The sequence below is a fragment of the Rhizobium pantanalense genome (assembly GCF_030182525.1).
Taxonomy (GTDB): Bacteria; Pseudomonadota; Alphaproteobacteria; order Rhizobiales; family Rhizobiaceae; genus Rhizobium.
In genome coordinates this window covers 94,487-118,369 of record NZ_JAQJCH010000016.1, presented here as the reverse complement: position 1 = coordinate 118,369, position 23,883 = coordinate 94,487, and the positions used below count along the sequence as shown (strand labels likewise).

The following is a 23,883-nucleotide window of genomic DNA, read 5'->3' as shown; positions in this document are numbered from 1 at the left end:
GGCGTAACCGGCCTGACTATCCTTATCGGCCATGATCCAAGGCAGAAAACAGCATGAATGAACAATCCAAGGCACCCCTCGCCATCATCGTCATGGGCGTCAGCGGCAGCGGCAAATCTTCGATCGGCGAGGGCGTGGCTGCTCAGCTTGGCATCCATTTCATTGAAGGCGACGCGCTGCATCCGGCCGCTAACGTCGAGAAGATGAGCAAGGGCATCCCCCTGACCGACGAGGATCGTTGGCCCTGGCTCGAAAAGATCGGTCAGGAAATTGCGGCAAGCATCGAGAAAGACGAGGGCGTTGTCGTTACCTGCTCGGCGCTGAAGCGCGTCTATCGCGAACGCCTGCGGGCATCTGCCGGTGGCCATCTCTATTTCATCTATCTCGAAGGCTCGAAGGAGCTGCTGACGAAGCGCATGGGCGAGCGCAAGGGGCATTTCATGCCGACTTCGCTGCTCGAAAGCCAATTGCAGACGCTGGAAGTACCGACCGGTGAGCCTGGCGTCGTCACCGTCGATATCGATGCCACGATCAAGGAGATCGTCGATGCTTCTGTCAGAAGCTTGAAAGCAATTCTTTAGGGCGCAAACCTGCTAGGAGCATAAGCCGAAATATCGATGAACGGCGTCTCGCCGGTGATGAGCTCTGCAAGCACGCGGCCGGTCACCGGGCCGAGCGTCAATCCATGATGGGCATGGCCGAAGGCGAACCATAGGCCGTTGTGGCGCGGCGCCTTGCCGATAATCGGCATCATGTCAGGCGTGCAGGGCCGCGCACCCATCCAGGGTTCCGGATCGAGCCGTTCGCCGAGCGGGAAGGCGGCGCGGGCGATGGCCTCTGCGCGATCGAGCTGCACCGGCGTCTTCGGTGCATCGCGCAGGGCGAATTCGGCGCCGGTCGTCAGACGAATGCCACGGCTCATCGGCGCCAGCAGATAGCCGCGCTCGGCATCCAGCATCCAGTTGTTGAGAACGGCATTGCCCTCGGCGGCGTAATGCATGTGGTAGCCGCGCTTGACGCCGAGCGGGAAAGCGTAGCCGAAGCGTTTCGTGACGATATCAGCCCACGGGCCGAGTGCGACGACGACATCCTCCGCCTCGATCGATCCCTCCGCCGTCACCATTCTCCACGCCGAACCTGCCATGCCGAGCGAGACGGCATCCCCGGTCGTCACACGGCCGCCAATGCTTTCGAAATATCGCCGATAGGCCGCCGTCAATCCGTGCGGGTCCAGCACCGACCAGGGATCGCGCCAGCGAAGTGCTCCAGCAAAGCTGCCTCTCAGATGCGGCTCGGCACTTGCGATATCTGCGCTGCTCAGCGCGTCATAGCCGATGCCGAATTCGCGGTTGAGGCGCTCCGCCTCGGCAAACTCGGCATCCCGCTTCTCGTTCGAGCGGAACAGCTCCATCCAGCCGTTCTTGCGAATGAGCTCCTCGGCGTGCGAGGCTTCGATGAGGTCATTGTGCTCGCTGACGGAATGTTCGATCAGCGGCGCATAGGCACGCGAAATCATCTCATGGCGCTTGGTATTGGAGTTCCACCAATAGCGGGCAAGAAAGGCGATCTGCGCCGGCAGGGCGCGCAGATGGTAATGTGCGTCGATGCGGTTGTTGAAGGCATAGCGCAGCAGCAGGCCGAATTGCTGAGGAAAGCCATAGGGCACCACGCCCTCGCGCTGGATGAGGCCGGCATTGCCGAACGAGGTCCCACGGCCCGGTGGCTGCCGATCGACGAGGACGACTTGCCGTCCCCGCCGCTGCAGATGGATTGCCGTCGAAACACCGACGATGCCTGCGCCGAGAACGATTGCGTCCTTTGTCATCTCACCCTGCTATCCGCATGCTTATTGCATTGCCGCCCGGTCGTTCCGCATAGCCTGGACCGCGCTCTAAGCATCGAAAATGCCTGGCAAATTTCTGCGGTGCAATTGAAAAATGCGGGTCAGGTCGTACTCTGTTGGAGGCAGGCGTTTTCGGCGCGGATGCGGATCGCAAGAATGATGCCGTTGAGCAGCGAAAAGATCGCGGCATAAAGCGGCATGCCAAAAGCGAGCGACAAGACGGCGATCTCGCCGACGACAACGGCATAGTTGGGATGGCTGAGGAAGCGATAGGGACCTTTGGTCACGAGAGCGGCGCCGGGCAATACGATGATGCGCGTCGTCCAACGATCCTTGAGTGTCGTCAGCACCCAGAGGCGCATTGCCTGCAGCACCATGAACAGCACGAACCAGACGGGATCGACCGGCCGGCCGATGGCTAAGAACCACAATCCGATCAGCCAGGCCGCGTGCATCGCCACCATGAAGGGATAATGCTCCGGCGCATGTTCCCGAGCGCCGCGGGCAAGGAGCGCTGTGGTATTGTGCCTGGCATAGATGAGCTCCGCCAGCCGCTGCAGCGTCACGAAGGTCAGAAGTGCGATCGATGGCCACAGCATCACGCAACCCTCTTCAGCGTCATGCAGCTTGCCGAAAATCCCGGCCCCATGGCGAGTAGGGCGGAACGCTCCGGCAAGCCGGCCGCAATCACCCGCTCCAGCACGAACAGTACGGTGGGAGAGGACATGTTGCCATAGTCGCCGATCACCTCGCGCTCGATATCGAGCGAACCTTCTTCAAGACCGAGCGACTTCTCGAGGGCCGACAGCACCTTGGCGCCGCCGGGATGGCAGATGAAGCGGTCGACATCGGAGATCAAAAGCCTGGATCGCTCCAGAATGCCGGCAACCGCGCGCCTCAGATGCGTTTCGGCGAAGACCGGCAGCGATTGTTCGAGGATGATGCCAAAACCGGTATTGTCGATCTTCCAGCCCATGATGCCGAGGCTGTCAGGGAAAAGATGTTCGCCGGTCGATTCGATTTCCGCAATGCCGCTTTCGCCAGCGCGGAGCGCGCAGGCCGCGGCTCCATCGCCGAACAGCGCGGTGGCTATAATGTTGGGCCGTGTCAGCTCGTCCAGCCGAAAGGCAAGCGAGCAGAGTTCGATCGCGACGAAGAGTACGACGGCGCCTGGCCGGCTTCTTGCCATTTTCGCCGCAACGGCAAGGCCGGATACGCCGGCAGCACAGCCGAGCCCAAAGATCGGCACGCGCTCGATATCCGGACGAAAGCCCATCTCGCCCGCAAGCCGTGCCTCGAGGCTCGGCGTCGCAAGCCCTGTGGACGAAGCCGTGACGATGCAGCCGACCTCTCCGGCCTCGAGACCGGCCCGCTGTAGCGCTGCTGTTGCAGAACGGCGGAAAAGCTCGGAGGCCACCTCAGTATAGGCAGCCATGCGATCCTGCCAGCCATGCGGCTCTTCGAACCAGAAGAGGGGGCGCGCCACATGGCGCCTGCGAATGCCGGTGCTCTCGAACACGCGCGCGAGATATTTGAAATCCTGAAAACGGTTCGAGAACAGACGGCCCGCCGTCTCGGCAGCGTCGGTCTGGAGGATGATGTTGTCGGGCGTTGCGACGGCAAGGCTTAGAAGTTTGACGGTATCGGTCACGAGTTTCTCCTGTGCCCTTGAGGGGCATGTCGGCTGAAACACGCGATAGAGGTGGTCTATTCGATGCCGGAGCGGTCACGAAAGAGTGACGGCGTCTCGACATAGGATGCGTCGAAAAAATTCTCGGGTCGTTCGAATAAAATATGCAGACGGTGTGTTCTCCCCTCGCAACGTTCATTTTGCCAAGGAGACATCCCATGACGACCAAAGCATTTCGCCTGGCTTCCATCGCCCTCGGCGCAAGCCTGACCTTCGGCGCTTTCGCCGTTCCCGTCTTCGCCGCCGGCGACGATTCCAGCACGACGCCGACCTGCAAGAAGGGCGAGATCTACGATCAGAAGGCGAAGAAGTGCGTCAAGCAGCAGAGCGCCAATGTCACCGACGAAAACCGCGCCGACTACGCCTATTCGCTCGCCAAGAAGGATCATCGCTACGAGGAAGCCCTAGCCGTTCTCGACACGATGAAGAACCCGAATACGGCAGAAGCGCTGAACTATCGCGGCTATGTTACCCGCAAGCTCGGTCGCACGGACGAAGGCATTTCCTATTACCGGAAGTCTGTCGCCATGGATCCGAAGTACACGCTGGTTCGTGAATATCTCGGCGAAGCCTACGTCATCAAGGGCCAGATGGACCTCGCCAAGGATCAGCTGAACACGATCAAGACGCTCTGCGGCAATACGAGCTGCGAGGAATATCGCGATCTCCACGCCGCGATCATGAATCCGTCCAGCCTGTGATTGCGGGTCCGTGTCAGTGATAAAGATGGCAAGTAGGGAGCTTTGCGAGAGATATGGGAGTGATGCCGGTCGCTCGTGGTGCTATTTCTGCTTATAGTCTGACAGCAACGGAGCCGCCGAAAAGGTCGGCGGTTTCCGGACCTGCGAATGCCGCGGAGGATGCAATAGCGAGCGAAGAGGATATCAGGGCAGGCCTGTCGCGGCACCTGACGCGGTTGTGGCGCTATGGCGTGGTGCTGTCGCGCCAACGCGACGTGGCGGATGATCTGGTGCAGGCGACCTGCGTCAGAGCTTTGGAGCGGGCGGCGCAGTTTACCGCCGGCACGAGGCTGGACCGCTGGCTGTTTGCCATCCTTCATTCGATCTGGCTGAACGAGGTCCGTTCGCGCCGCGTGCGCATGGGGCAGGGCTTCGTCGAAGCCGACGAGACGCTCGTATTTGACGGCGCACAGGAAACCGAAACGCGTGTTCTCGCCGGCCAGGTCTTGGAGCGCGTGCAGGCATTGCCGGAAGCACAGCGCACAGCCGTGTTCCTGGCCTATGTCGAGGGGCTTTCCTATCGTGAAGTGGCCGAAATTCTTGATGTGCCGATCGGCACCGTCATGAGCCGATTGGCGGCAGCGCGGACGAAACTTGCGGATGGTATGGGGGCGATGGCCGACGGAAAAGCGTCCGGAGGTGGGCGACTGGGGAATGGAAATGAGTGAATTGAACAAAGGACAGATGGTTACGGACGAACAGCTCACCGCCTTCATCGATGGCGAGCTGGATGCTACCGACCGCGATAGGATCGAGGGGCTAATCGCTAGCGACGAGCATGTGGCGGAGCGTTTCGATTTTCTGTCGCGCAGCACGCTGCCCTTTTCTGAGGCGTTTCAGCCGATGCTCGCCGAGGCGCCGGCTGCGAAGCTGGATGCCATGCTTGCCGCCATTCCCTCGTCAAAGGAAAGCAAGGTCCGCGCCGCTGGCATTGGCCGCCGTAGTTTCTTGGCCGCAATGGCCGCGAGTTTCGTAGCCGCCATCGCCATCGACCGCGCGGTGATCGGCATCGGCCGTAAGCTTTCGAAGCCGGACGAGGATGCCGAATGGCGTGTCGTCGTGGCGGAATATCTTTCGCTCTATACAGCGGATACACTGAGTGCTCCGGCCGGAGACCATGCGCAGCAGGTCGCACAGTTGAATGAGGTCGGTGCCAAGTTGAATCTGCCGCTGGCGCCCGAGGCGATTGCCATGCCGGGCATAGAGTTCAAGCGTGCTCAGATCCTGAACTATGACAGCAAGCCACTCGCCCAGATCGCCTATCTCGACCCGGAAAGCGGCCCGATGGCGCTCTGCATCGTTCAGTCCACCAGGGGTATGGCCGCGCCGGACATGGAAAATCGTCGCGGCATGAATGTCGTCTATTGGTCGAGCGTCACACACGCCTTCATGCTGATCGGTCATGCGCCGATAGACCGGATGCAGCAACTTGCGGCTGATGTCAGGGCGAACCTCATCGCCTGAGGGCTGTTTCCGGCGCGACTAAAATGGCGTGATTCAAAAAGAATTTGGCGAAAACCCATCCTGCTGGTATTCTTTGCCTAACGAAAATCGAACGAGCGCCAGCAGCATGCCCCCAAGGCCTTGCGCGGTGCGGTGGAAAAGATACGTGAGTGACCCCGAAAGCGGCCTAGCGCCGCAGGCAGACGGGGCGCCGGCAGCAGAGCGCAGGAAGGGTAAATCCTCCCGGCGCGCGAAGCGTAAGCGCGGTCATGGCCGCCCGAACGCTCATTCTGCGGAGGCTAGCCAGGCAGGTAAGTCCAGCCAGGTGGCGCAGCGCCCAGCAGAGGATGAGGCCGGCTCGCCGGCCAGAAAGCGCAAGCGCCGCCGCCGTGCACGCGGCGCAGCCCAGGGTGGCGCGCAGCCTTCTTCGTCAACACAGCAGTTTTCATCACAGGCGGAGCATCGCGCTTTGCCTGAACATGGCCATCCCTCCTCGCATAAGAGCGGCAAGAATCGGCGCAAGCATCGCAGCAAGCGCGGCCTGCAGGGTCGGCCTCTCGCGCATGAGAAGACGGCGCAGATCGTCGCTCCAGCGAATACGCAGGTGAATGTCCACGCTCCGACCCATGACGATCATCGTCAGAACCGGCAGCCTCAGCCGCGACGTGAGGGCCAGGGGCAGCATCATTATGCCGAGGCTGATTCCCGTCCGCTCGATCTCTATGCCGCTCTCGATCTCGGCACCAACAATTGCCGCCTGCTGATCGCGCAGCCGACGCGTCCGGGTCAGTTCCGGGTGGTTGACGCATTTTCCCGCATCGTGCGTCTTGGCGAAGGGCTTGGCGCCAGTGGCCGCCTCTCCAGCGATGCCATGGATCGCGCGGTCGAGGCGCTACGCATCTGCGCGGCCAAGCTGAAGACCCGCGAGATCCGGCGCATGCGGCTGATCGCGACCGAGGCTTGCCGTGCCGCTGACAACGGCGAGGCATTCCTTGCGCGCGTGACCGAAGAGACCGGATTGCAGCTCGAAATCATCGACCGCGAAACCGAGGCGCGGCTTGCTGTTTCCGGTTGCTCGTCGCTTGTGGGGCCGGAGGCGCGCTCGGTCGTGCTGTTCGATATCGGCGGCGGCTCTTCTGAAATTGCCGTCATCCGCATCGGCGAGAATCGCTCCAGCCGGCTTGCCAACCACATTACCCACTGGACTTCGCTCCCCGTCGGTGTCGTCACCCTCTCGGAGCGGCATGGCGGGCGCGATGTAACGCCGGAGCTGTTCGAGACGATGGTGTGCGAGGTTCAGCGCATGCTCGAGCGTTTCGATTGCCCGCCGGTTCATGGTGCCGCACGTGACAGCGGCGACTTCCACTTGATCGGGACTTCGGGCACGGTAACGACGCTCGCCGGCGTCCATCTCGATCTGCCGCGCTACGATCGGCGTCGGGTCGATGGCGTCTGGCTGTCGGATGACGAAGTGAGTGCGATGCAGGCCAAGCTCCTGTCATGGGATTTCGCCGGTCGTGCCGCTAATCCCTGCATTGGGCCGGATCGCGCCGATCTGGTGCTGGCGGGCTGCGCCATTCTGGAGGCGATCCGCCGCCGCTGGCCGAGCCCGCGCATGCGCGTTGCCGATCGCGGCCTGCGCGAGGGACTGCTGACCGACATGATGGCAGACGACGGCGTGTGGCGGCGGGGTCGCTCGCGCCGGGGTCATCGACCGAGGGATATGAAGGGGCCGCAGACGTGACCAAGCCAACCATCGCCGGCAACCGCACGGGCCGCAAACTCGGTCAGCGCGTCAAGAAAAAGAAGCTGAAGGCTTCGTCGCGCCAATGGCTGCAACGCCATATCAACGATCCCTATGTGCAGCGTGCACAGCTTGAAGGCTATCGCGCCCGCGCCGCCTTCAAGCTGCTGGAGATCGACGAGAAACATCAGATCCTCAAGGGTGCGCGCCGCATCATCGATCTGGGTGCCGCTCCGGGTAGCTGGTCGCAGATCGCCGCCAAGGTGACCGCATCGACCGAAGAGGATATCCGCGTCGCCGCCATCGACTTCCTCGAAATGGCGCCGATCCCCGGCGTCAGCATCCTGCAGCTCGATTTCCTCGATCCGGCAGCGCCGCAGCGGCTGATCGATGCCGTCGGCGGCACACCGGATCTCGTGATATCCGATATGGCGGCGCCGACGACGGGTCATCACCGCACCGACCACCTGCGAACCATGCATCTGTGCGAAGTGGCTGCGCATTTCGCCGTCGAGGTGCTGGCCGAAGGCGGGCATTTCCTTGCCAAGACCTTCCAGGGCGGCACTGAGCGCGACCTCTTGACCTTCCTCAAGCAGAATTTCCGCCAGGTCATCCATGTAAAGCCCGGCGCATCCAGAGCCGAGTCGGTAGAAATGTTCCTGCTGGCAAAGGGCTTCAAAGGTCGCAAACCGGAAAGAGAGACGGAAGAAGAACAATCCGTCGCTGATCGCTAAATCCGACTATCCTCGATCGATAAACTGACGAAACCCTCATTGCACTTCGGCTTGGCTGAAGCGCAATGAGGGCTCGATCATCATTTTGCGGCCGGCTGCTGCACCTGCGGCTGAAGGGCGTCGACGCGCTTGAGACCGGCCTTGTGGCCAGAGACCATAGCGCCGGCACTGCGATCCATCCGGATGAAGGGGATGGTCGCAAGCACGGTCAGCACCGAGATGCAGAAGAAGGCAATATGGAAATCGCGGACCTGCAGTTCCGTCCCGCTGAAAAAGGTCGAGGTTTCCAGGATCATGGCGGCGACGGCAACACCGAGCGCCAGGCTGATCTGCTGCATGACCGAGCTCATCGACGTCGCCTGGCTTGCCTGCTTGTCGTTGATATCGGCGAAGGCGAGCGCATTGATGCCGGTGAAGAAGAAGGAGCGCGAGAAGCCGCCGATCAGCAGGATGCCGACAATGATGAGGTGCGGCGTCCAGGGCTGGAAGAAGCCCGTGCAGATCGTCGTCAGGGTGGTGATGGCCGCGGCCGAAAGCAGCGCTGTCTTGAAGCCGACGGCGGTAAAGACCCGGCGGGCGATGAACTTTGTCGAGATCGCGCCGATGGCGCCGGCAAAGGTGATGAGGCCGGACTGGAATGGGTTGAGGCCGAAGCCGAGCTGCAGCATCAGCGGCGTCAAGAACGGCATGGCGCCGATGCAGATGCGGAAAAGCGTGCCGCCCGTCACCGAAGCGCGGAAGGTGGCGTTCTTCAGCAGCGTGAGATCGAGGATTGGGGCCGGGTGACGGCGCGCATGGCCGATATAGAGGAAGCCGCAGACGAAGCCGATGACGACGGCCGAGATGCCGATATAGGGCGGCAGGGCCGGCAGGCTGATGACGGACATGCCGAAGACTATGCCGGATGCGGCGAAAGATGTCAGCAGGAAACCAATGACATCGAGCTTCGGCGGCTTGGTCGCTTCCACCTCAGGCAGGAAGATTGAAGCCAAGATCACGCCGAGGATGCCGACGGGCACGTTGATCAGGAAGATCCAGTGCCAGGAAGCGTAAGTAGTGATGAAGCCGCCGAGCGGGGGGCCGGCAAGCGGGCCTACGAGCGCGGGAATCGAAAGCAGCGCCATCGCCGAAACGAGATCGCTTTTCTGCGTGGTGCGAACCAGCACGAGCCGCCCGACCGGCGTCATCATCGAGCCGCCGACACCCTGCAGGAAGCGGGCAAAGACGAACTCCAGAAGGCCGCCCGAAAAGGCGCACATGATGGAACCGATGACAAAGACGCAGATGGCGACACGGAAGATGTTCTTCGCGCCGAAGCGATCCGCCATCCAGCCGCTGATCGGGATGAAGACGGCCAGCGACACCATGTAGGAGGTCAGCGCCAGCTTGAGCGTGATCGGACCGACATGCAGATCATTGGCGATAGCCGGCAGCGCCGTCGCGATGACGGTGGAATCCATGTGTTCCATGAAAAGGGCTACGGCGAGGATCAATGGAACGATGCGATTCATGGGCATCTGCCTTGATGGTCTGTGTACGGTAAGGCCGTCGCTCAGGGCGCGATCAGCCGCTCTGTAGCCCTATGCGCGGTCGCTGCCAATCCTGGATTTCGCTCCATGGACGACAGGGGATCACGTCTTCGTGATGTCCGACACCGCGGGGCGTGGAAAGCAGGGTTTGACATATGCTAAGAGCATGGAAATGCTAAGCGCATAAAACGTCGCCGGTGTATTAGCGGAATTGGATTGTCTTGTCATGACCAAATTTTGGCCGGACAGAACGACTTTCCCGAACTGTTGCTGCCGACGACGACGATAGGCGCGGCTTACGCTGTGCATCAGCAGAAGGAGTGAAATCATGACTGTCGTCCTGCCCCCGGATACGCATCAGTTCAAGTTGGGATCCTGCACCGTCACCGTCGTCAAGGACGGCGCCAACATCATGGACAACCCCTGGGAGATTTTCGGTTCGAACCAGACGCCGGACACCGTTCGCAAACTGCTGGAGCAGAATTTCCTGCCGACGGAAAAATTCGTCAACAGCTATGCGCCCGCCATCATCGATACCGGTTCCGACGTGATCGTCGTCGATACCGGCTTTGGTGCGACGGGACGCGCGCGTGGCCTGGGCCGTTTTCGCGAGGGGCTGAAGGCGGTCGGCTACACGCCTGAGCAGGTCACGGTCGTCGCTCTCACACATCTGCATGGCGATCATATCAATGGATTGATGGAGGAAGATGGTCCGGCCTTTCCGAATGCTCGCTACGTCGCCGGCGAGATCGAATACGGGTTCTGGACCGATACGGCGCGTGAGGGAACACCGGCGGAAGGCGGCCATAAGGCCGTCCTGGCCAATGTAGTGCCCTTCGCCGAAAAGATGACCTTCCTTAGGGATGGCGACCAGATCGTCAGCGGCATGACCGCCATGCTGGCGCCCGGCCACACGCCCGGCCATCTCGTCTTCCACCTGGAATCCAGTAGCAGGCAGCTCGTCATGACCGGTGACACCGCCAACCATTATGTCCTATCGCTCGGCCGCCCGGATTGGGAAGTCCGCTTCGATGCGGACAAGGCGCAGGCGGCCAAGACCCGCCGCCGCATCTTCGACATGATCGCCGCCGACCGCATCCCCTTCCTCGGCTTCCACATGCCTTTCCCCGCCGTTGGCTTCGTCGAAAAACAGCCGGAAGGTTTTCGCTACATTCCGAAAAGCTACCAGTTCGACGTTTGATGATCCTTTTTCTCCGATCAGAGAAGTATGACTCAAAAGCGGTCGTAAAAAGGACCGCCTATCTACCGCACAATAGAACGGATGGCGTCTGCGAACACCGTAGGCGCCTCCTGTGGAAAATTGTGCCCAACTCCTGGAATGATGCGGCGCTGATAAAATGGAGCTTTGAAATGTCGCGCGGCATGGTCGATCGCTTCGGGTGGATCGACACCATCATCAGCCCCCTGCAGAACATAAGTAGGCACAATGATATCCGGTTGCCTGGCTAGTTCTGCCTCTATGGACTGCAGCTCTGGATCTCCGGGAGTGCCGCCGAACCGATGTCGATAGGAATGGATGACGATATCGACGAAATCCGGATTTTCGAATGCCGCAAAGCTTTGTTCGTAAGTTGCGTCATCGAAACTCCATGTGGGAGACCATAGCTTCCAGATGAAACGGCAAAGCTCTTGGCGTTTCTCGGTCAGTCCTCTTCGGCCACGCTCCGAATGGAAGTAATATTGATACCAATAGCGATACTCCTCTTCGGCGGATGCGGGTTGGCCGGCGGCGGCGATGTTCTGGATGTTGTATCCCGTCCCGCAGCTTACCAGCCCGCGAACGCGCTCTGGCCAGAGTGCAGCGACGATGCATGCCGCGCGGCCACCCCAGTCATAGCCGCCAAGTGTCGCCGAAGAGATACCAAGCGCATCCATGAAAGCCAGAAGGTCTGAACCGAGAGCAGCTTGCTCTCCTGACCGGAAGGTTTCGTCGGAAAGGAATCGCGTCGAGCCGAATCCACGCAAGAACGGCACGAAACAATGCCATCCATCTGCAGCGAGTTGCTCCGCCACCTGGTCATAAGCATGAATGTCGTATGGAAAGCCGTGCAAGAGGATCACCGGCTGGCCGTCGAGCGGTCCGCTTTCCCGATAGGCAATTTCCAGAACGCCGGCTGTGACTGTCTTCATGTGCCATTCCTCTCCCGGCCAAATGTGTATTCGAGAAGCTTTTGAGCATGACAAAGCCGGCTCTAGGTCACAATCGAAATTCGCGAAGCTCCGCGATTTCAGTTCCGGACCACGGCACTTCGCCCGATACGAGGTTCCGTTCCCGCCATCAGTCGCTGAATGTTCATACGATGGCGCACGATCACGTAAAGGCTGCCGGCAATCACCAGCAGCCGATAGGGCAATGGCTGCTCTAGGCCGCAGACAAGGGCAATCGCAGTCAGGGCTGCCAGGATTGATCCCAGAGAAACGATCCGAAAAATAGCCAGCGCAACGCCAAAAACGGTCACCGCACCTAATCCCACCGGCCAGGCTATCGCCAGCAGCAGGCCAAGTCCCGTTGCGACGGATTTGCCGCCCTTAAAATTCAGCCAGATCGGGCGGCTATGCCCCAGCAAGACCGCGAGTCCCGCGAAGCAAACTGCCCACAAAACGAAGTTTTGCTGATCAAGCGCAGTCGGTGGCGATACGGACGGCAATGTTTGGAGCCAAGGATAGAACCGACGGGCAAAGACGATCGCTGTGGCTCCTTTCAGCACATCGATCAGGAGCACCGCCAAAGACGGCCATTTCCCAAGGGTCCGCAATACGTTCGTTGCGCCAGTCGATTTGGAGCCGAGTTCCCGAATATCAACGCCCTTGAGCAGTCTCCCCGCCAGATAGCCCGTGGGTATGGAGCCGAAGAGATAGGCGATCGCTAATCCCGCGACACTTGCTATCCAGAAAGTCATGAGTGTCATCTCTGTCTAAGTCTTTGCCCGTAGCACCGGCCGCAAGAAAGTTCGCTCGTAGCTGATGAATGGCGGATTCCTACCGAAGCGTTCGTTTGCGGCAATTCCATCCGGATCGGCTGCAACACGCTCGCGGTATTGCAGGTAGGTTGTTTCATCTGGAAATGTGAATAACGCGACCGCTATGTCGCCGGGGCCTTCTTCACCTATGCCCGGAAAGCTCACTCCGGCCTCTGCCGGCTTGTCTCTGGGTATGAAGTAGCCGTGATGCGTTCCGCCATGGCGTTCGATGAGTTCGATCCAAATCCGACCGTAGGCTTCGAATTCCGAAATTCTATGGTGATCGATGCGGTAGCGAACTTCGCACGTAACCGGGCTTTGGAGCATTGAAAGACCATTTCTTTAACAAGCAGGCCCAAGAACTCCTGCGTCCGGCCCACTGTGATACCTTATGTCATGGCGCAATTTTCCGGAATAGGCTGCCCGCCGTTGCCCCTTTTCGGAAGCGCTTGACGATGACGTGGAGCCGGATAACCGGATCTGCTTCATCGAGACCTTTGTCGATGGCCACGCCAACATCTAGCGTAAAAATCTCTGCACATTGCAGCCAAATCCCGCGCTGAAACCAAGGCTTGGCATATCTGCCCCGCGCTTTTTGCTATTCCCTTCCTGTCATGAACGTGTTACCAGCCCTCGCCAACTTCCAAGCAACACTTGCAAGATCGCCCGGTAGACGATTCGTTCCGGGCTTTCCTGTTTTTCACAGACGAAGGAATTGGCCATGGCACGCATTATTGAAACGTCAACCGGGTTGGATGCTCTGACATTCGACGACGTGCTCCTGCAGCCCGGACACTCCGAGGTCATGCCGGGCCAGACGAATATCGCCACCCGCATCGCCCAGGACATCGAGCTCAACCTGCCGATCCTTTCCGCCGCCATGGATACGGTCACGGAAAGCCGTCTGGCGATCGCCATGGCTCAGGCCGGCGGCATGGGTGTTATCCACCGCAATCTGACGCCGGTGCAGCAGGCCGAAGAGGTCCGTCAGGTCAAGAAGTTCGAAAGCGGCATGGTGATCAATCCGGTCACCATCGGCCCGGATGCGACGCTTGCCGAAGCGCTAGCGCTGATGAAGGCCCACGGCATTTCCGGCATCCCGGTCGTCGAAAAATCGCACCGCCTCGTCGGCATCCTCACCAACCGCGACGTGCGCTTCGCTTCCGACCCCTCCCAGAAGATCTACGAGCTGATGACCCGCGAAAATCTGGTCACCGTCGCCGAAAGCGTCCAGCAGCAGGAAGCCAAGCGCCTGCTGCACAAGCACCGCATCGAAAAGTTGCTTGTCGTTGACGCTGACAGCCGTCTGGTCGGTTTGATCACCGTCAAGGACATCGAGAAGTCGCAGCTGAACCCGAACGCTTCGAAGGATGCCCAGGGCCGTCTGCGCGCCGCCGCCGCCATCAGCGTCGGCGACGATGGCTATGAGCGGGCCGAGCGCCTGATCGATGCCGGCGTCGACCTTCTGGTCGTCGATACCGCCCATGGTCATTCGCAGCGCGTTCTCGATGCCGTTACCCGCGTCAAGAAGCTTTCCAACTCCGTCCGCATCATGGCCGGCAACGTCGCCACCTATGACGGCACACGCGCGCTGATCGATGCCGGCGCGGATGCCGTCAAGGTCGGTATCGGCCCCGGCTCCATCTGCACGACCCGTATCGTCGCCGGCGTCGGCGTGCCGCAGCTTGCCGCCATCATGTCGGCTGTGCAGGCCGCGCAGGATCAGAACATCCCCGTCATCGCCGATGGCGGCATCAAGTTCTCCGGCGACCTGGCAAAGGCGATTGCTGCCGGCGCATCCGCCGCGATGATCGGCTCGCTGCTCGCTGGCACGGATGAAAGCCCGGGCGAGGTCTATCTCTACCAAGGCCGCTCCTTCAAGGCCTATCGCGGCATGGGTTCCGTCGGCGCCATGGCGCGCGGCTCGGCAGACCGTTACTTCCAGGCGGAGGTCCGCGACACGCTGAAGCTCGTGCCGGAAGGCATCGAAGGCCAAGTTCCCTATAAGGGACCCGTCTCCGGCGTGCTGCATCAGCTCGCAGGCGGCCTCAAGGCGGCCATGGGCTATGTCGGCGGTGCCGATCTCAAGGATTTCCAGGAGCGCGCCACTTTCGTCCGCATCTCCGGCGCGGGCCTGCGCGAAAGCCATGCCCATGACGTCACGATCACCCGCGAAAGCCCGAACTATCCGGGCGCCGGCGGCTGATCGATGGCGGATCGCGCTCGGGATAACGCCAGGTCCTTACTGCATAATTCCTTAAATCGTGATCGATTTAAGGATAAAATTATGCAGCAGATTAAAAGTGCTCCAGCGACCTTTGCGTGTCACATATGACACGCGGCGCTGTAGAGGGCCTGGCGGCGATTCTAGCGGCTCTTTCGCTGGCACTCTTCACCTGGATCTATGCCGGCTTCGTCAGGCCATTCAGTGATGCGGCAGCCGGCCAGCAAATGCTCGACGCACGCATCGGCGGCTATGAGCGCGACGACGTCATCGCCATGCTGCGCTATCTCAGGGATCATCCCGATCCGGCCGCCATCCTGCATTCCATGTATCTCGGGCCGGAGCTCATCTTTCCGCTGGTACTGGGCGGCCTTTTGTTCTGCCTGCTGCGGCTGATCGGCCCCAGCGGTTTCTTTTTCGGCCGACCGATCCCACCAGGCGCGGCCACTATCATTTTCTATCTGCCGATCTTTTATGCCGCCGTCGACTATGCCGAGAATATCGCCGGCCTCCTGCTTTATCCCCCGGCGATGCCATCGGGCGAGACCGTGTCGCTTCTTGCAAGCGTACTGCCTGTTCTCGTCAGGCTGAAATTCCTGACGCTGGTGGTGACGGTTATTCTACTGGCCCGCTTCGCGATTTTTCGTTACCTGTCGCCGGACGGCACGCGGCCGTCCTGATTGTCCCTATCGGCTTTCGGAAATTCCAAAGGAGTTGGCGGCGTGACCGGCTATGAAATGTTTTGGCCCATGGTGGCGCATGCGGTATTGGTCTTCATCCTCTATGCGCTCCTCGGATGGCGTCGCCGCGTGTTGGTAAAGGCCGGCCGCATTCAGCCTGCGAACTTTCGTGAGAACCATTCCGCCAATGAGCCGGCCGAAAGTCTGGTGGTGCGCAATAGCATCGCCAACCAGTTCGAAGCCCCGTTGCTCTTTCATGCCTGCTGCATCGTGCTCTACACCACTCAGGCGGATAATCTGGCGGCCGTGATCCTCGCCTGGATTTTCGTCCTCACACGCTACGCTCATGCCTTCGTGCATGTGACCAGCAACGATCTGCGCTATCGCAGCCCGCTTTTCGCTCTCGGCTTTGCGGCGCTCGTCTTTATGTGGGCCTGGCTGGCCATCTGGCTCGCCTTCTCCTGATGCTGCCTGCGTGACTGTAAGCAGCAACCTGCGGTAACGCATTTGTGTTTTTCCTTTATCGCTACGTTTCTACCCGTTGACCTATCTTGTCAGCGGGTGGCCGGTCGTTTGTTGCCTGCTGCCGGGGAAACAGGGAGAACAGGACCATGAGCACGGAAAAGCCCGTTGTGACGCAGGCGATGATCAACGCCTATGACGAATATACGCATCTGACGCTCGATCGTCGCGGTTTCATGGAAAAGCTGACCAAGCTCGCAGGCTCGGCCGGGGCCGCCGCTGCCATCGCGCCGCTGCTCGCTGCCAACAGGGCGAGTGCCGAGATCATTGCCGCCGATGACAGCAGGCTGGAAACGAAGGATGTGACTTTTGCAGGCAGCAAGGGTGAGATGAAGGGGTATCTCGCCCGCCCGAAGGATACGGCCGGCAAGCTCGGTGGTGTCATCGTCATCCACGAAAACCGAGGTCTCAACCCGCATATCCGCGATGTCGCCCGCCGCGTGGCGCTGGAAGGTTTCGTGGCGCTGGCGCCGGATTTCCTGTCTCCCCTCGGCGGCACGCCCGAGGATGAGGACAAGGCACGCGACATGTTCACCAATCTCGATCCGGCATTGACGGCCGCCAATGCCGAAGCGAGCCTGACTTACCTCGCAAAGACGGATGGTGCCAACGGCAAGGTCGGCGCCGTCGGCTTCTGCTGGGGTGGTGGCCTCGTCAACCGTTTTGCGACCATCTCGCCGGAGTTGAAGGCGGGCGTCGCCTATTACGGCGCGCAGCCGCCCGCGAACGAGGTTCCGAAGATCAAGGCGGCGCTATTGCTACACTATGCCGGCCTCGACGATCGCATCAATGCCGGTATCGATGCCTATCGCAAGGAGCTGCAGGCAGGCGGTAAGACCTTCGAAATCTTCGTCTATGACGGCGTCAATCATGCTTTCAACAATGATACCTCGTCCGCCCGTTACGACAAGAAGGCAGCCGATCTCGCCTGGGGAAGGACGGTGGAATTTTTGAAGAAATACGTATCCTAAAACGACACAAATCGCCGATGTCGACGTGTCGGCGATCGGTTGGTTACGAGGGCGAAACCATGTTTCGGCCTCGTTTTCCGGAGTCCGGTTACGGCTCCTAAGTGATGATTAAAATTGAGCTTTTCCCGTTTACGCGCATTGAACGCGTCTGGTGTCATAGCGTCTGCGCGCTTGAGCGCCGTTCAGTATGAGAATGAAACGGGAAGAAAATGAAACCGGCCAGCCCCGATCGCGTCACGTTCCGAAAAAGGCCACAGCAGGAGCGAAGCATCCAGCGTGTCGATGCCATCCTCTCGGTTGCGGCAGCGCTGATCGCCGAAAAGGGCGTCAGTGCAATGAAGATGACCGAACTGGCTGCGGTTGCCACGGTCCCGATCGGCTCGGTGTATCAATATTTTCCCGACAAGGCCGCGATTGTCAGGGCTTTGCTCGACCGGCACTCCAGTCGCATCCAGCAAAAGGTCAGCGAAGCCTTTGCCATCGTGACGTCGCTCGATCACGCCATCGAGCTGGTCTGTACCATGATCGATTGGTATTATCGCGAGTTTCGCAGCGATCCCGCCTATCTCGGCGTGTGGTTTGGCACGGACATCGACAGGGATATCCTTCAGCTCAACATACAGCACAGCAATCGTGTCGCCGAAATTTTCCTGGACAGCATTCGGCCTTTTTTGCCGGCTGAAAGCCGCATCGACCTCGAAGCGCGCACGCAGCTGTTCAGCCATCTGATCGGCGCATCCGTCCGCTTTGCCATCATGAGCGAGGGCGAGATGGCAAAGCGCATGTTGCACGAATGGAAGCAGGTGATCCGCGCCACCCTGCTGGCGGAGCCCGAGCAGTAACCATCGAAGGTGATAGGCTGGTGCGCTTCGATCTCACCAGCCCGGCAGAATGTGCCCGGCGCGCAGTCGCGGATAAAAGCGCGTATAGGTTTTCACCTCGCCATCAAGATCGTCATCCACCGCAGCCGGCGTGATGTTGTCGAGGCAGGCCGAGATATGCGCGGTGATGGCGTTCATCAGCGATACGGAAAGGCCGGCCCGCTTCATGATGCCGATCTGCACTGGCGGTAGCGGCGGGAAGCCATCGGCCTGGGTCAGCACCTTCATGCCGGTCCTGAGCGCCGATTCCGGCATGACCGAAACCGCCATGCCGGCCAGCACGGCCGCGGCAACGACAGTGCAGGACCAGCTGGTGAACAGGATCTGATAGTCGCGACCGCCGGCATCGAGCGCCGAGCAGGCGAGCTGGCGCCACTGACAGTCGCGCCGCCCGACGGCGAGCGGAATGGGCGCATCGTCGCGCAGCGGATGATTGGCCGAGCCGACCCAGCAGAGCGGCTCCGTTCGAACCACGTCCGACATGCGTTCGCGCGGATTGTGGGTGACGAGCGCGATATCGAGCTCGCCGCGATGCATGCGCTCCGCAAGGTCGACCGAGGGTTCGCAGACGATATAGAGCTCGACATTCGGATGCGTCTTGGCAAAACGGCCGATGATTTCGGGCATGTAGCGGTCGGCATAATCGTCCGGTGTCCCGATGCGCAGCGTGCCTTCGAGACGGTTGTCATCGAAAGCGGCGATGGCCTCGTTGTTCAGGCGAATGATGCGGCGGGCATAGTTCAGCAGCTTGTCGCCTTCCGCCGTCAGTCGATTGCCGCGGCCGTCCTTGATGAAAAGCTGCTTGCCGACGCGCTCTTCCAACCGCCGCATCTGCATGGAGACGGCCGATTGCGTCTTGAACACGCGGTCGGCCGCCTTGGTGAAGCTTCCGGAATCCACGATTGCGATGAAGGTCTGCAACTGATCGATATCAAGCGGCGCGGACATGGGCTCACCTATAAAGGAGTTTGATAGTTATCATTAGAAACATTCGTTGGACTGATCAATAGGGCTTTGGCATCTTCTGAATGCAATTCAGCATACCAATCGAAGAGAAACACCTGTCGAACTCCTCCCGGCCTACGCCCCTTTTCCGGATCGCCGGAAAGGGGCTGGGCTCGCGTGTGCCCAAAGAAAAGGAATACGGAAATGCGCACGACAGATCGAACCCTTGACCTCGGCCTAGCAACGCCATCGCTGTCGCTGACGGAACGCGTTGTGCTTGCTTTGAGCAATGTCGCATCGATCTGGCGCGCAATCCGAAATCGCAAGGAAATCGAATATCTGAATGAGCTGAACGACAGTCAGCTGCACGATATCGGCCTCACCAGGCAGGATCTGAACGCTGCGCTGACCACCTCGACCTTCTTCGGGGATCCGTCCGGCCATCTGACCAATTCCGCGCGTCGTTGCGCGCGCCTCTCCGCCTTCAGTAGCTTCAGAGACTGATGGCGGACAATAGTTTCCCCGCAGGGTGATAGCCAATAAGCCCTGCCTCTTTCCCGGTGTTCGGCCCAAGGGCCAACACCGGGTTTTTTCTTTCTGAAGACCGTGTTTCCGCCATAGATCATGCGCGGGCAAGTTGCCTCCGGCGGCAACTGTCTTATCTAACGACTAGATCCGAACAATAGGGAAGCAACGATGGCAACGGTGATCTTCTTTCACTCCGTCTATGGTCTGCGCTCGCTCGAGCATGAGGCCGTCGAGCGTGTGCAGGCGGCAGGCCACAAGGCTTTCGCGCCGGATCTCTATGACGGCCTGATCGCTCGGTCGATCGAAGAAGGGTTCGAATTCAAGGACGAGATCGGCTGGGAAACGATCTGCGAGCGTGCCGAATGGGCGCTGGCCGGGCTGCCGGCCTCGACCGTATTGGCCGGGTTTTCAATGGGGGCCGGCGTTATCTCCAACCTGTGGCCAAAGCGGCAAAAGACGGCCGGCATCCTTTTGCTGCACGGCATCGCCCCGATCGCCGAGAACGCGCGCAAGGGTCTGCCCCTGCAGCTTCATCTGGCAGATCCCGATCCGTTCGAACCAGAGGAAGACGTTGCCGCCTGGCGGCAGGCTGTCACCAAGTCCGGCGTCGCGGCAGAGATCTTTCGGTATCCGGGCGGTGGCGGCCATCTCTACACCGATGCCAGCCTGCCCGATTATAACGCCAAGGCCGCCGATCTCACCTGGAAGCGTGTCATCGACTTCCTTGACGCCATCGATGCCAATGCGTGAAATGCCTGCATCTTCACTCGCAGGACTTGAACTGAAGATGCCGCTCGCTTAGTTTATGAGCATCGTTGATACCAACAGGATGTGTGCAGCAATGGATTCCACCTCGACCGCAATGCCGTTCAGCCTTGCCATCGAGGACATTCTTGCTCATGCCCATATCCATCGTTCTATCCAATCTTTCGTGGTCCACGCCTGACGGCCGGCCGCTTCTTTCAAATCTCGATCTGAGCTTCGGTGCCGAGCGCACCGGCCTTGTCGGACGCAACGGCGTCGGCAAGACGACGCTGATCAAGCTCATCTCCGGCGAGCTGCAGCCGCAATCCGGCAGCATCTCGTTCAACGGCCGATTGGGGATCCTGCGCCAGAGCGTGCAGGTGGAGGCGGACGAAACCGTTGCCGATCTCTTCGGTGCAAGCGGAGCCCTTGCCGTGTTGAAACGGGCGGAGGCCGGCAAGGCGACCAATGATGAACTCGCTTCAGCGGACTGGACGCTCGAGGCGCGCATCGCCGCGGCCCTTGATCGCGTCGGGCTTGACGTCACCCCGGAAACGCCTCTCGTGACACTGTCGGGAGGACAGCGCACCCGTTGTGGTCTCGCTGCCCTTATCGTCGACGATCCTGATTTCCTGATCCTCGACGAACCCACAAACAATCTCGATCGCGACGGCCGCGCAGCAGTCATCGATCTGCTTGCCGGCTGGAGGGCAGGCGCCATCGTCATCAGCCATGATCGGGAGTTGCTCGACACCATGGATGCGATCGTCGAACTGACCTCGCTCGGCACCTCCCGTTATGGCGGCAACTGGACACAGTATCGCGAACGCAAGGCGCTGGAGCTTTCCGCGGCCGAACATGATTTTACCGAGGCAGAGAAGCGTGTCGCCGAAGTGGAAAGAAGCGCCCAGGCGGCCGTCGAACGGCAGGCACGGCGAGACAAGGCAGGCCGGAAGATGGCTGCCAAGGGCGGTATTCCACGCATCATGCTCGGTGGATTGAAGGAGCGGGCCGAGATGACGAGCGCCGAAAATACACGGCTTGCCGAGCGCCGCCGCGCCCAGGCCTTGCAGGATGCTGCCGCCGCTCGCGAGAAGATCGAAATCCTTCAGCCCCTGACCGTGAAGCTGCCGACATCAGGATTGCCGACAAACAGGATCGTCCTCAAGATGGAAGGCGTCACCGCTGGCTACGAGCCAGAACGGCCAATCCTGCGCGACTTCAATTTCATCATGACGGGGCCGGAACGCGTTGCCGTCACCGGGCCGAACGGCTCGGGCAAAACGACACTGTTGGCGCTGGTCTCCGGCGCGCTAAAACCCTGGAGCGGCACGATGCGGGTCGTCCATTCCGCCCTGTTGGACCAAAGGGTCAGCCTTCTCGATCCATCGATTTCGATCCGCGACAATTTCCGCAGGATCAACCCGGATGCGGACGAAAATGCCTGCCGGGCGGCTTTGGCGCGCTTCATGTTCCGGGCTGATGCCGCGCTGCAGATCGTCTCCAGTCTGAGCGGCGGGCAGCTTCTGCGCGCCGGGCTTGCCTGCGTGCTCGGCAGTACGGTGCCGCCATCGCTGCTGATCCTCGACGAGCCGACCAACCATCTCGATATCGACTCCATCACCGCGGTTGAAGCCGGGCTGCGGGCCTATGACGGCGCGCTTCTGGTCGTCAGCCACGACGAGGTATTTCTCGACAATATCGGCATAGAGAGACGGCTCGAGCTCTCTGCCCCAGCCGTCTCGGATCGGTGAGGGGCGTCAGGCTTGGCTCGTGCTGGCGATGCGATCGAGTTCCGCGATCGCATCCTCCGGCAGCTTGAGTTCCGCTGCCGCGATATTCTCCCTGAGATGGGCAAGCGACGAGGTACCTGGAATGAGCAGGATGTTCGGCGCACGCTGCAGCAGCCAAGTGAGCGCTACCTGCATGGGCGTCGCATTCAGCCGGGCAGCGACATCGGAAAGCGCCGAGGATTGCAGCGGCGTGAAGCCGCCGAGCGGGAAGAAGGGCACATAGGCGATCCCGTCGCGCTCCAACTCGTCGACCAGCGCGTCGTCCGCGCGCTGAGCCAGATTGTAGAGGTTCTGCACGCAGACGATATCGGTAATCCTACGGCCTTCGGCGATCTGGCTTCGTGTGACGTTGCTGAGCCCGATATGGCGCACCAGACCCTGCTGTTTGAGCTCGGCAAGGGCGGTCAGCGGCGCCTCGATCGAGCCCTCTGTCGGATGATGCGGGTTGATCATAACGCGGAGATTGACGACGTCGAGTACATCCAGCCCCAGATTGCGCAGATTATCGTGCACTGCCTGCTTCAGCTCATCCGCGGAGAAGGCCGACAGCCAGGAGGCATCCGCGCCGCGCCGGGCGCCGATTTTTGTGACGATGACGAGATCGTCTCGATAGGGATGGAGCGCTTCCCGGATCAGCCGGTTGGTCACATGCGGACCGTAGAAATCGCTGGTGTCGATATGGTCGACGCCGGAGGCGATGGCTTCGCGCAGAACCGCGAGTGCCGTCTCGTGATCCTTCGGCGGGCCGAACACGCCGGGGCCAGCAAGCTGCATGGCGCCGTAGCCGAGCCGTTTGACCTTGAGGTTGCCGAGGGTGAAGCTTCCGGATTGATCGATGCTGGACATGGCTATCTCCTTTTCAAGATGGAAAGCAGAAATAGGCTCAGTCGCAGTGTATGATAACCGGGTGCAATGTGTACGGGCTGTACGGAATTGCGAACAGTGAGCAGGAATCGAAAGCGAGTAGCCAAGCGTCACTTCTGTTTCGGAGCAGGCTTGTCTTCGCTCTTCAAATAGCTGTCGAAGATCGCTTCCATGTTTTTTTGATAGGTCTTCTGTACTTCAAGCCCGCTGTCGAACATGGCGTTGAACATCTCGGTATAGGCCGCCATGTCGACGCCGGCGGCAGGCTTGGCCTTCGGCTCTTCCTTCGGCGGCTCCGCCGGCATCGGGAAGTTCTTCATCATGTCCTGAAACGCCTTGGCGAAGGGATTGTCGAGGAACGGATTGGTCGGCGCCGGCTTCTCGCGCTTGACCGAATCGGCGCCGAACATCAGCTCCATCGCCTGGGTGAAGGGATTGTCGAAGATGCTCGCCTGGAGCGTCGGTTGCTGCTTGGGCGCAAAGCCGATGCTCTGCAGCCAGCCCTGCATCATCTCGCCCATATCGGTGTTGAGGAAGGGATTGGCCATCTGCGGGATCTGGCCGCTGGTTTCCTTGAAGAGGCCGCCCATCAGCGTATCCGCCATGGCCGGCAGCATGCGCTTGTAGATCTCCTGGCCGATGCCGGTCATCTGCGCGGCCTGGACAGCGACCGCGCGGGAAACCTCCTTCGAGCCGAACAACCGTCCGAGCACCGCATTGCCGTCGGCAATGCCCTCGGGCGTAAAGGCCTTGGTCATGTCCTCGAAATATTTGGCATAATTGCCGGACGAGATATCCCGCATGACGCCGACGAAATTATAGGGGTCGGTTGCGCTGCGCTTGAAGCCGGAGGAAAAGGCCGGCATCAGCGCAGCCATGGCCTTCGTCGCCTGCTCCTGCGCCAGATTGAACTGCTTGGCCATGGCCTCCGTGGCGGCGCCATTCTGTGCCTGCATCATCATGTCGAAGAGTGGCAGCATCGAAGTCCCTTTCCCCGCTAGAGCGTGATGCCGAAAAGTGTAGGCGA

Annotated in this window: 25 protein-coding genes; 15 read left to right on the top strand and 10 right to left on the bottom strand. The window is 60.4% G+C overall.

Annotated elements, in window-relative coordinates; all coding sequences use genetic code 11:
- Positions 1-53: 53 nt before the first annotated feature.
- On the top strand, positions 54-581 hold the full coding sequence (locus PH558_RS30795) for a gluconokinase (protein ID WP_285208153.1): 528 nt from the start codon (positions 54-56) through the stop codon (positions 579-581).
- Here PH558_RS30795 and PH558_RS30790 read toward each other — a convergent pair.
- The 3 genes from PH558_RS30790 to PH558_RS30780 form a co-directional block, all read right to left on the bottom strand.
- Positions 578-1,825 carry an NAD(P)/FAD-dependent oxidoreductase gene (locus tag PH558_RS30790; RefSeq protein ID WP_285208152.1) on the bottom strand — a complete coding sequence of 416 codons (1,248 nt, stop codon included), beginning with the start codon at positions 1,823-1,825 and terminating at the stop codon, positions 578-580. The genes PH558_RS30795 and PH558_RS30790 overlap by 4 nt on opposite strands.
- 119 nt (positions 1,826-1,944) lie before the next feature.
- Positions 1,945-2,442, bottom strand: a complete 498-nt coding sequence (locus PH558_RS30785; protein ID WP_285208151.1) for an isoprenylcysteine carboxyl methyltransferase family protein — start codon at positions 2,440-2,442, stop codon at positions 1,945-1,947.
- The gene (locus PH558_RS30780) at positions 2,442-3,494 is read right to left on the bottom strand and encodes a type III polyketide synthase (protein ID WP_285208150.1); all 1,053 of its coding nucleotides are present in this window, start codon (positions 3,492-3,494) and stop codon (positions 2,442-2,444) included. The genes PH558_RS30785 and PH558_RS30780 overlap by 1 nt, the downstream gene beginning before the upstream one ends.
- A gap of 197 nt (positions 3,495-3,691) precedes the next feature.
- Here PH558_RS30780 and PH558_RS30775 point away from each other — a divergent pair, with 197 nt between their 5' ends.
- The 5 genes from PH558_RS30775 (at position 3,692) to PH558_RS30755 (ending at position 8,194) form a co-directional block, all read left to right on the top strand.
- Entirely contained in the window at positions 3,692-4,234 is a 543-nt protein-coding gene (locus tag PH558_RS30775; RefSeq protein ID WP_095434012.1) for a tetratricopeptide repeat protein, read from the top strand.
- 62 nt (positions 4,235-4,296) lie between these two features.
- On the top strand, positions 4,297-4,941 hold the full coding sequence (locus PH558_RS30770) for an RNA polymerase sigma factor (RefSeq protein ID WP_285208149.1): 645 nt from the start codon (positions 4,297-4,299) through the stop codon (positions 4,939-4,941).
- Positions 4,934-5,737, top strand: coding sequence for an anti-sigma factor family protein (locus PH558_RS30765; RefSeq protein WP_285208148.1), 804 nt, complete (start codon positions 4,934-4,936; stop codon positions 5,735-5,737). Before PH558_RS30770 ends, PH558_RS30765 begins: the two co-directional genes overlap by 8 nt.
- A 145-nt stretch (positions 5,738-5,882) precedes the next feature.
- The gene (locus PH558_RS30760; protein WP_095434013.1) at positions 5,883-7,460 is read left to right on the top strand and encodes a Ppx/GppA phosphatase family protein; all 1,578 of its coding nucleotides are present in this window, start codon (positions 5,883-5,885) and stop codon (positions 7,458-7,460) included.
- A complete protein-coding gene (locus tag PH558_RS30755; protein WP_095434014.1) occupies positions 7,457-8,194 on the top strand; it encodes an RlmE family RNA methyltransferase in 738 nt (245 codons plus the stop codon). The genes PH558_RS30760 and PH558_RS30755 overlap by 4 nt, the downstream gene beginning before the upstream one ends.
- A gap of 80 nt (positions 8,195-8,274) precedes the next feature.
- Here PH558_RS30755 and PH558_RS30750 read toward each other — a convergent pair whose 3' ends face one another.
- Positions 8,275-9,705, bottom strand: coding sequence for a DHA2 family efflux MFS transporter permease subunit (locus PH558_RS30750; protein WP_285208147.1), 1,431 nt, complete (start codon positions 9,703-9,705; stop codon positions 8,275-8,277).
- Positions 9,706-10,051: 346 nt separating this feature from the next.
- Between PH558_RS30750 and PH558_RS30745 the strand changes: the two genes are divergently transcribed.
- A complete protein-coding gene (locus tag PH558_RS30745; protein ID WP_095434016.1) occupies positions 10,052-10,924 on the top strand; it encodes an MBL fold metallo-hydrolase in 873 nt (290 codons plus the stop codon).
- 62 nt (positions 10,925-10,986) lie between these two features.
- Here the strand turns inward: PH558_RS30745 and PH558_RS30740 are convergent, their stop codons facing one another.
- The 3 genes from PH558_RS30740 to PH558_RS30730 form a co-directional block, all read right to left on the bottom strand.
- Entirely contained in the window at positions 10,987-11,874 is an 888-nt protein-coding gene (locus PH558_RS30740) for an alpha/beta fold hydrolase (RefSeq protein WP_285208146.1), read from the bottom strand.
- Positions 11,875-11,972: 98 nt separating this feature from the next.
- Positions 11,973-12,644, bottom strand: coding sequence for a glycerol-3-phosphate 1-O-acyltransferase PlsY (plsY, locus tag PH558_RS30735; protein ID WP_285208145.1), 672 nt, complete (start codon positions 12,642-12,644; stop codon positions 11,973-11,975).
- 15 nt (positions 12,645-12,659) lie between these two features.
- A complete protein-coding gene (locus PH558_RS30730; RefSeq protein ID WP_095434018.1) occupies positions 12,660-13,031 on the bottom strand; it encodes an NIPSNAP family protein in 372 nt (123 codons plus the stop codon).
- A gap of 394 nt (positions 13,032-13,425) precedes the next feature.
- Here PH558_RS30730 and guaB point away from each other — a divergent pair, with 394 nt between their 5' ends.
- The 5 genes from guaB to PH558_RS30705 all read left to right on the top strand — a co-directional run bounded on the left by guaB (position 13,426) and on the right by PH558_RS30705 (position 17,943).
- Positions 13,426-14,910 carry an IMP dehydrogenase gene (guaB, locus tag PH558_RS30725; RefSeq protein ID WP_095434019.1) on the top strand — a complete coding sequence of 495 codons (1,485 nt, stop codon included), beginning with the start codon at positions 13,426-13,428 and terminating at the stop codon, positions 14,908-14,910.
- A 125-nt stretch (positions 14,911-15,035) separates the two neighbouring features.
- Entirely contained in the window at positions 15,036-15,608 is a 573-nt protein-coding gene (locus PH558_RS30720) for a hypothetical protein (RefSeq protein WP_095434020.1), read from the top strand.
- 42 nt (positions 15,609-15,650) lie between these two features.
- On the top strand, positions 15,651-16,073 hold the full coding sequence (locus PH558_RS30715; protein WP_095434021.1) for an MAPEG family protein: 423 nt from the start codon (positions 15,651-15,653) through the stop codon (positions 16,071-16,073).
- A 146-nt stretch (positions 16,074-16,219) separates the two neighbouring features.
- Positions 16,220-17,101: a dienelactone hydrolase family protein gene (locus PH558_RS30710; RefSeq protein ID WP_095434022.1), complete on the top strand. Its 882-nt coding sequence runs from the start codon at positions 16,220-16,222 to the stop codon at positions 17,099-17,101.
- A gap of 209 nt (positions 17,102-17,310) precedes the next feature.
- Positions 17,311-17,943 carry a TetR/AcrR family transcriptional regulator gene (locus PH558_RS30705; RefSeq protein ID WP_285208144.1) on the top strand — a complete coding sequence of 211 codons (633 nt, stop codon included), beginning with the start codon at positions 17,311-17,313 and terminating at the stop codon, positions 17,941-17,943.
- Positions 17,944-17,976: 33 nt separating this feature from the next.
- Here the strand turns inward: PH558_RS30705 and PH558_RS30700 are convergent, their stop codons facing one another.
- A complete protein-coding gene (locus PH558_RS30700) occupies positions 17,977-18,930 on the bottom strand; it encodes a LysR substrate-binding domain-containing protein (RefSeq protein ID WP_069612360.1) in 954 nt (317 codons plus the stop codon).
- 201 nt (positions 18,931-19,131) lie between these two features.
- On the opposite strand from PH558_RS30700, the gene PH558_RS30695 reads away from it, so the two are divergent.
- The 3 genes from PH558_RS30695 (at position 19,132) to PH558_RS30685 (ending at position 21,953) form a co-directional block, all read left to right on the top strand.
- A complete protein-coding gene (locus PH558_RS30695) occupies positions 19,132-19,431 on the top strand; it encodes a DUF1127 domain-containing protein (RefSeq protein WP_095434024.1) in 300 nt (99 codons plus the stop codon).
- Between the two features lie 192 nt (positions 19,432-19,623).
- Entirely contained in the window at positions 19,624-20,205 is a 582-nt protein-coding gene (locus PH558_RS30690; RefSeq protein WP_095434025.1) for a dienelactone hydrolase family protein, read from the top strand.
- Positions 20,206-20,354: 149 nt separating this feature from the next.
- On the top strand, positions 20,355-21,953 hold the full coding sequence (locus PH558_RS30685; RefSeq protein ID WP_113408821.1) for an ABC-F family ATP-binding cassette domain-containing protein: 1,599 nt from the start codon (positions 20,355-20,357) through the stop codon (positions 21,951-21,953).
- Positions 21,954-21,959: 6 nt separating this feature from the next.
- Here PH558_RS30685 and PH558_RS30680 read toward each other — a convergent pair whose 3' ends face one another.
- Both PH558_RS30680 and PH558_RS30675 read right to left on the bottom strand, forming a co-directional pair.
- Positions 21,960-22,838, bottom strand: a complete 879-nt coding sequence (locus tag PH558_RS30680) for an aldo/keto reductase family oxidoreductase (RefSeq protein WP_285208143.1) — start codon at positions 22,836-22,838, stop codon at positions 21,960-21,962.
- Between the two features lie 128 nt (positions 22,839-22,966).
- Positions 22,967-23,836 (bottom strand): DUF937 domain-containing protein, encoded by an 870-nt coding sequence (locus PH558_RS30675; protein ID WP_285208142.1) that lies wholly within the window; start codon positions 23,834-23,836, stop codon positions 22,967-22,969.
- Positions 23,837-23,883: the final 47 nt, after the last annotated feature.

What these genes read in the sequence shown, in the direction of transcription:
- PH558_RS30795 (WP_285208153.1), top strand. Translation starts at nt 54, where the DNA reads ATGAATGAACAATCCAAGGCACCCCTCGCCATCATCGTCATGGGCGTC.
- PH558_RS30790 (WP_285208152.1), bottom strand. Translation starts at nt 1,825, where the DNA reads ATGACAAAGGACGCAATCGTTCTCGGCGCAGGCATCGTCGGTGTTTCG.
- PH558_RS30785 (WP_285208151.1), bottom strand. Translation starts at nt 2,442, where the DNA reads ATGCTGTGGCCATCGATCGCACTTCTGACCTTCGTGACGCTGCAGCGG.
- PH558_RS30775 (WP_095434012.1), top strand. Translation starts at nt 3,692, where the DNA reads ATGACGACCAAAGCATTTCGCCTGGCTTCCATCGCCCTCGGCGCAAGC.
- PH558_RS30770 (WP_285208149.1), top strand. Translation starts at nt 4,297, where the DNA reads ATGCCGGTCGCTCGTGGTGCTATTTCTGCTTATAGTCTGACAGCAACG.
- PH558_RS30765 (WP_285208148.1), top strand. Translation starts at nt 4,934, where the DNA reads ATGAGTGAATTGAACAAAGGACAGATGGTTACGGACGAACAGCTCACC.
- PH558_RS30750 (WP_285208147.1), bottom strand. Translation starts at nt 9,705, where the DNA reads ATGAATCGCATCGTTCCATTGATCCTCGCCGTAGCCCTTTTCATGGAA.
- PH558_RS30745 (WP_095434016.1), top strand. Translation starts at nt 10,052, where the DNA reads ATGACTGTCGTCCTGCCCCCGGATACGCATCAGTTCAAGTTGGGATCC.
- PH558_RS30740 (WP_285208146.1), bottom strand. Translation starts at nt 11,874, where the DNA reads ATGAAGACAGTCACAGCCGGCGTTCTGGAAATTGCCTATCGGGAAAGC.
- plsY (WP_285208145.1), bottom strand. Translation starts at nt 12,644, where the DNA reads ATGACTTTCTGGATAGCAAGTGTCGCGGGATTAGCGATCGCCTATCTC.
- PH558_RS30730 (WP_095434018.1), bottom strand. Translation starts at nt 13,031, where the DNA reads ATGCTCCAAAGCCCGGTTACGTGCGAAGTTCGCTACCGCATCGATCAC.
- guaB (WP_095434019.1), top strand. Translation starts at nt 13,426, where the DNA reads ATGGCACGCATTATTGAAACGTCAACCGGGTTGGATGCTCTGACATTC.
- PH558_RS30720 (WP_095434020.1), top strand. Translation starts at nt 15,036, where the DNA reads ATGACACGCGGCGCTGTAGAGGGCCTGGCGGCGATTCTAGCGGCTCTT.
- PH558_RS30710 (WP_095434022.1), top strand. Translation starts at nt 16,220, where the DNA reads ATGAGCACGGAAAAGCCCGTTGTGACGCAGGCGATGATCAACGCCTAT.
- PH558_RS30705 (WP_285208144.1), top strand. Translation starts at nt 17,311, where the DNA reads ATGAAACCGGCCAGCCCCGATCGCGTCACGTTCCGAAAAAGGCCACAG.
- PH558_RS30700 (WP_069612360.1), bottom strand. Translation starts at nt 18,930, where the DNA reads ATGTCCGCGCCGCTTGATATCGATCAGTTGCAGACCTTCATCGCAATC.
- PH558_RS30695 (WP_095434024.1), top strand. Translation starts at nt 19,132, where the DNA reads ATGCGCACGACAGATCGAACCCTTGACCTCGGCCTAGCAACGCCATCG.
- PH558_RS30690 (WP_095434025.1), top strand. Translation starts at nt 19,624, where the DNA reads ATGGCAACGGTGATCTTCTTTCACTCCGTCTATGGTCTGCGCTCGCTC.
- PH558_RS30685 (WP_113408821.1), top strand. Translation starts at nt 20,355, where the DNA reads ATGCCCATATCCATCGTTCTATCCAATCTTTCGTGGTCCACGCCTGAC.
- PH558_RS30680 (WP_285208143.1), bottom strand. Translation starts at nt 22,838, where the DNA reads ATGTCCAGCATCGATCAATCCGGAAGCTTCACCCTCGGCAACCTCAAG.
- PH558_RS30675 (WP_285208142.1), bottom strand. Translation starts at nt 23,836, where the DNA reads ATGCTGCCACTCTTCGACATGATGATGCAGGCACAGAATGGCGCCGCC.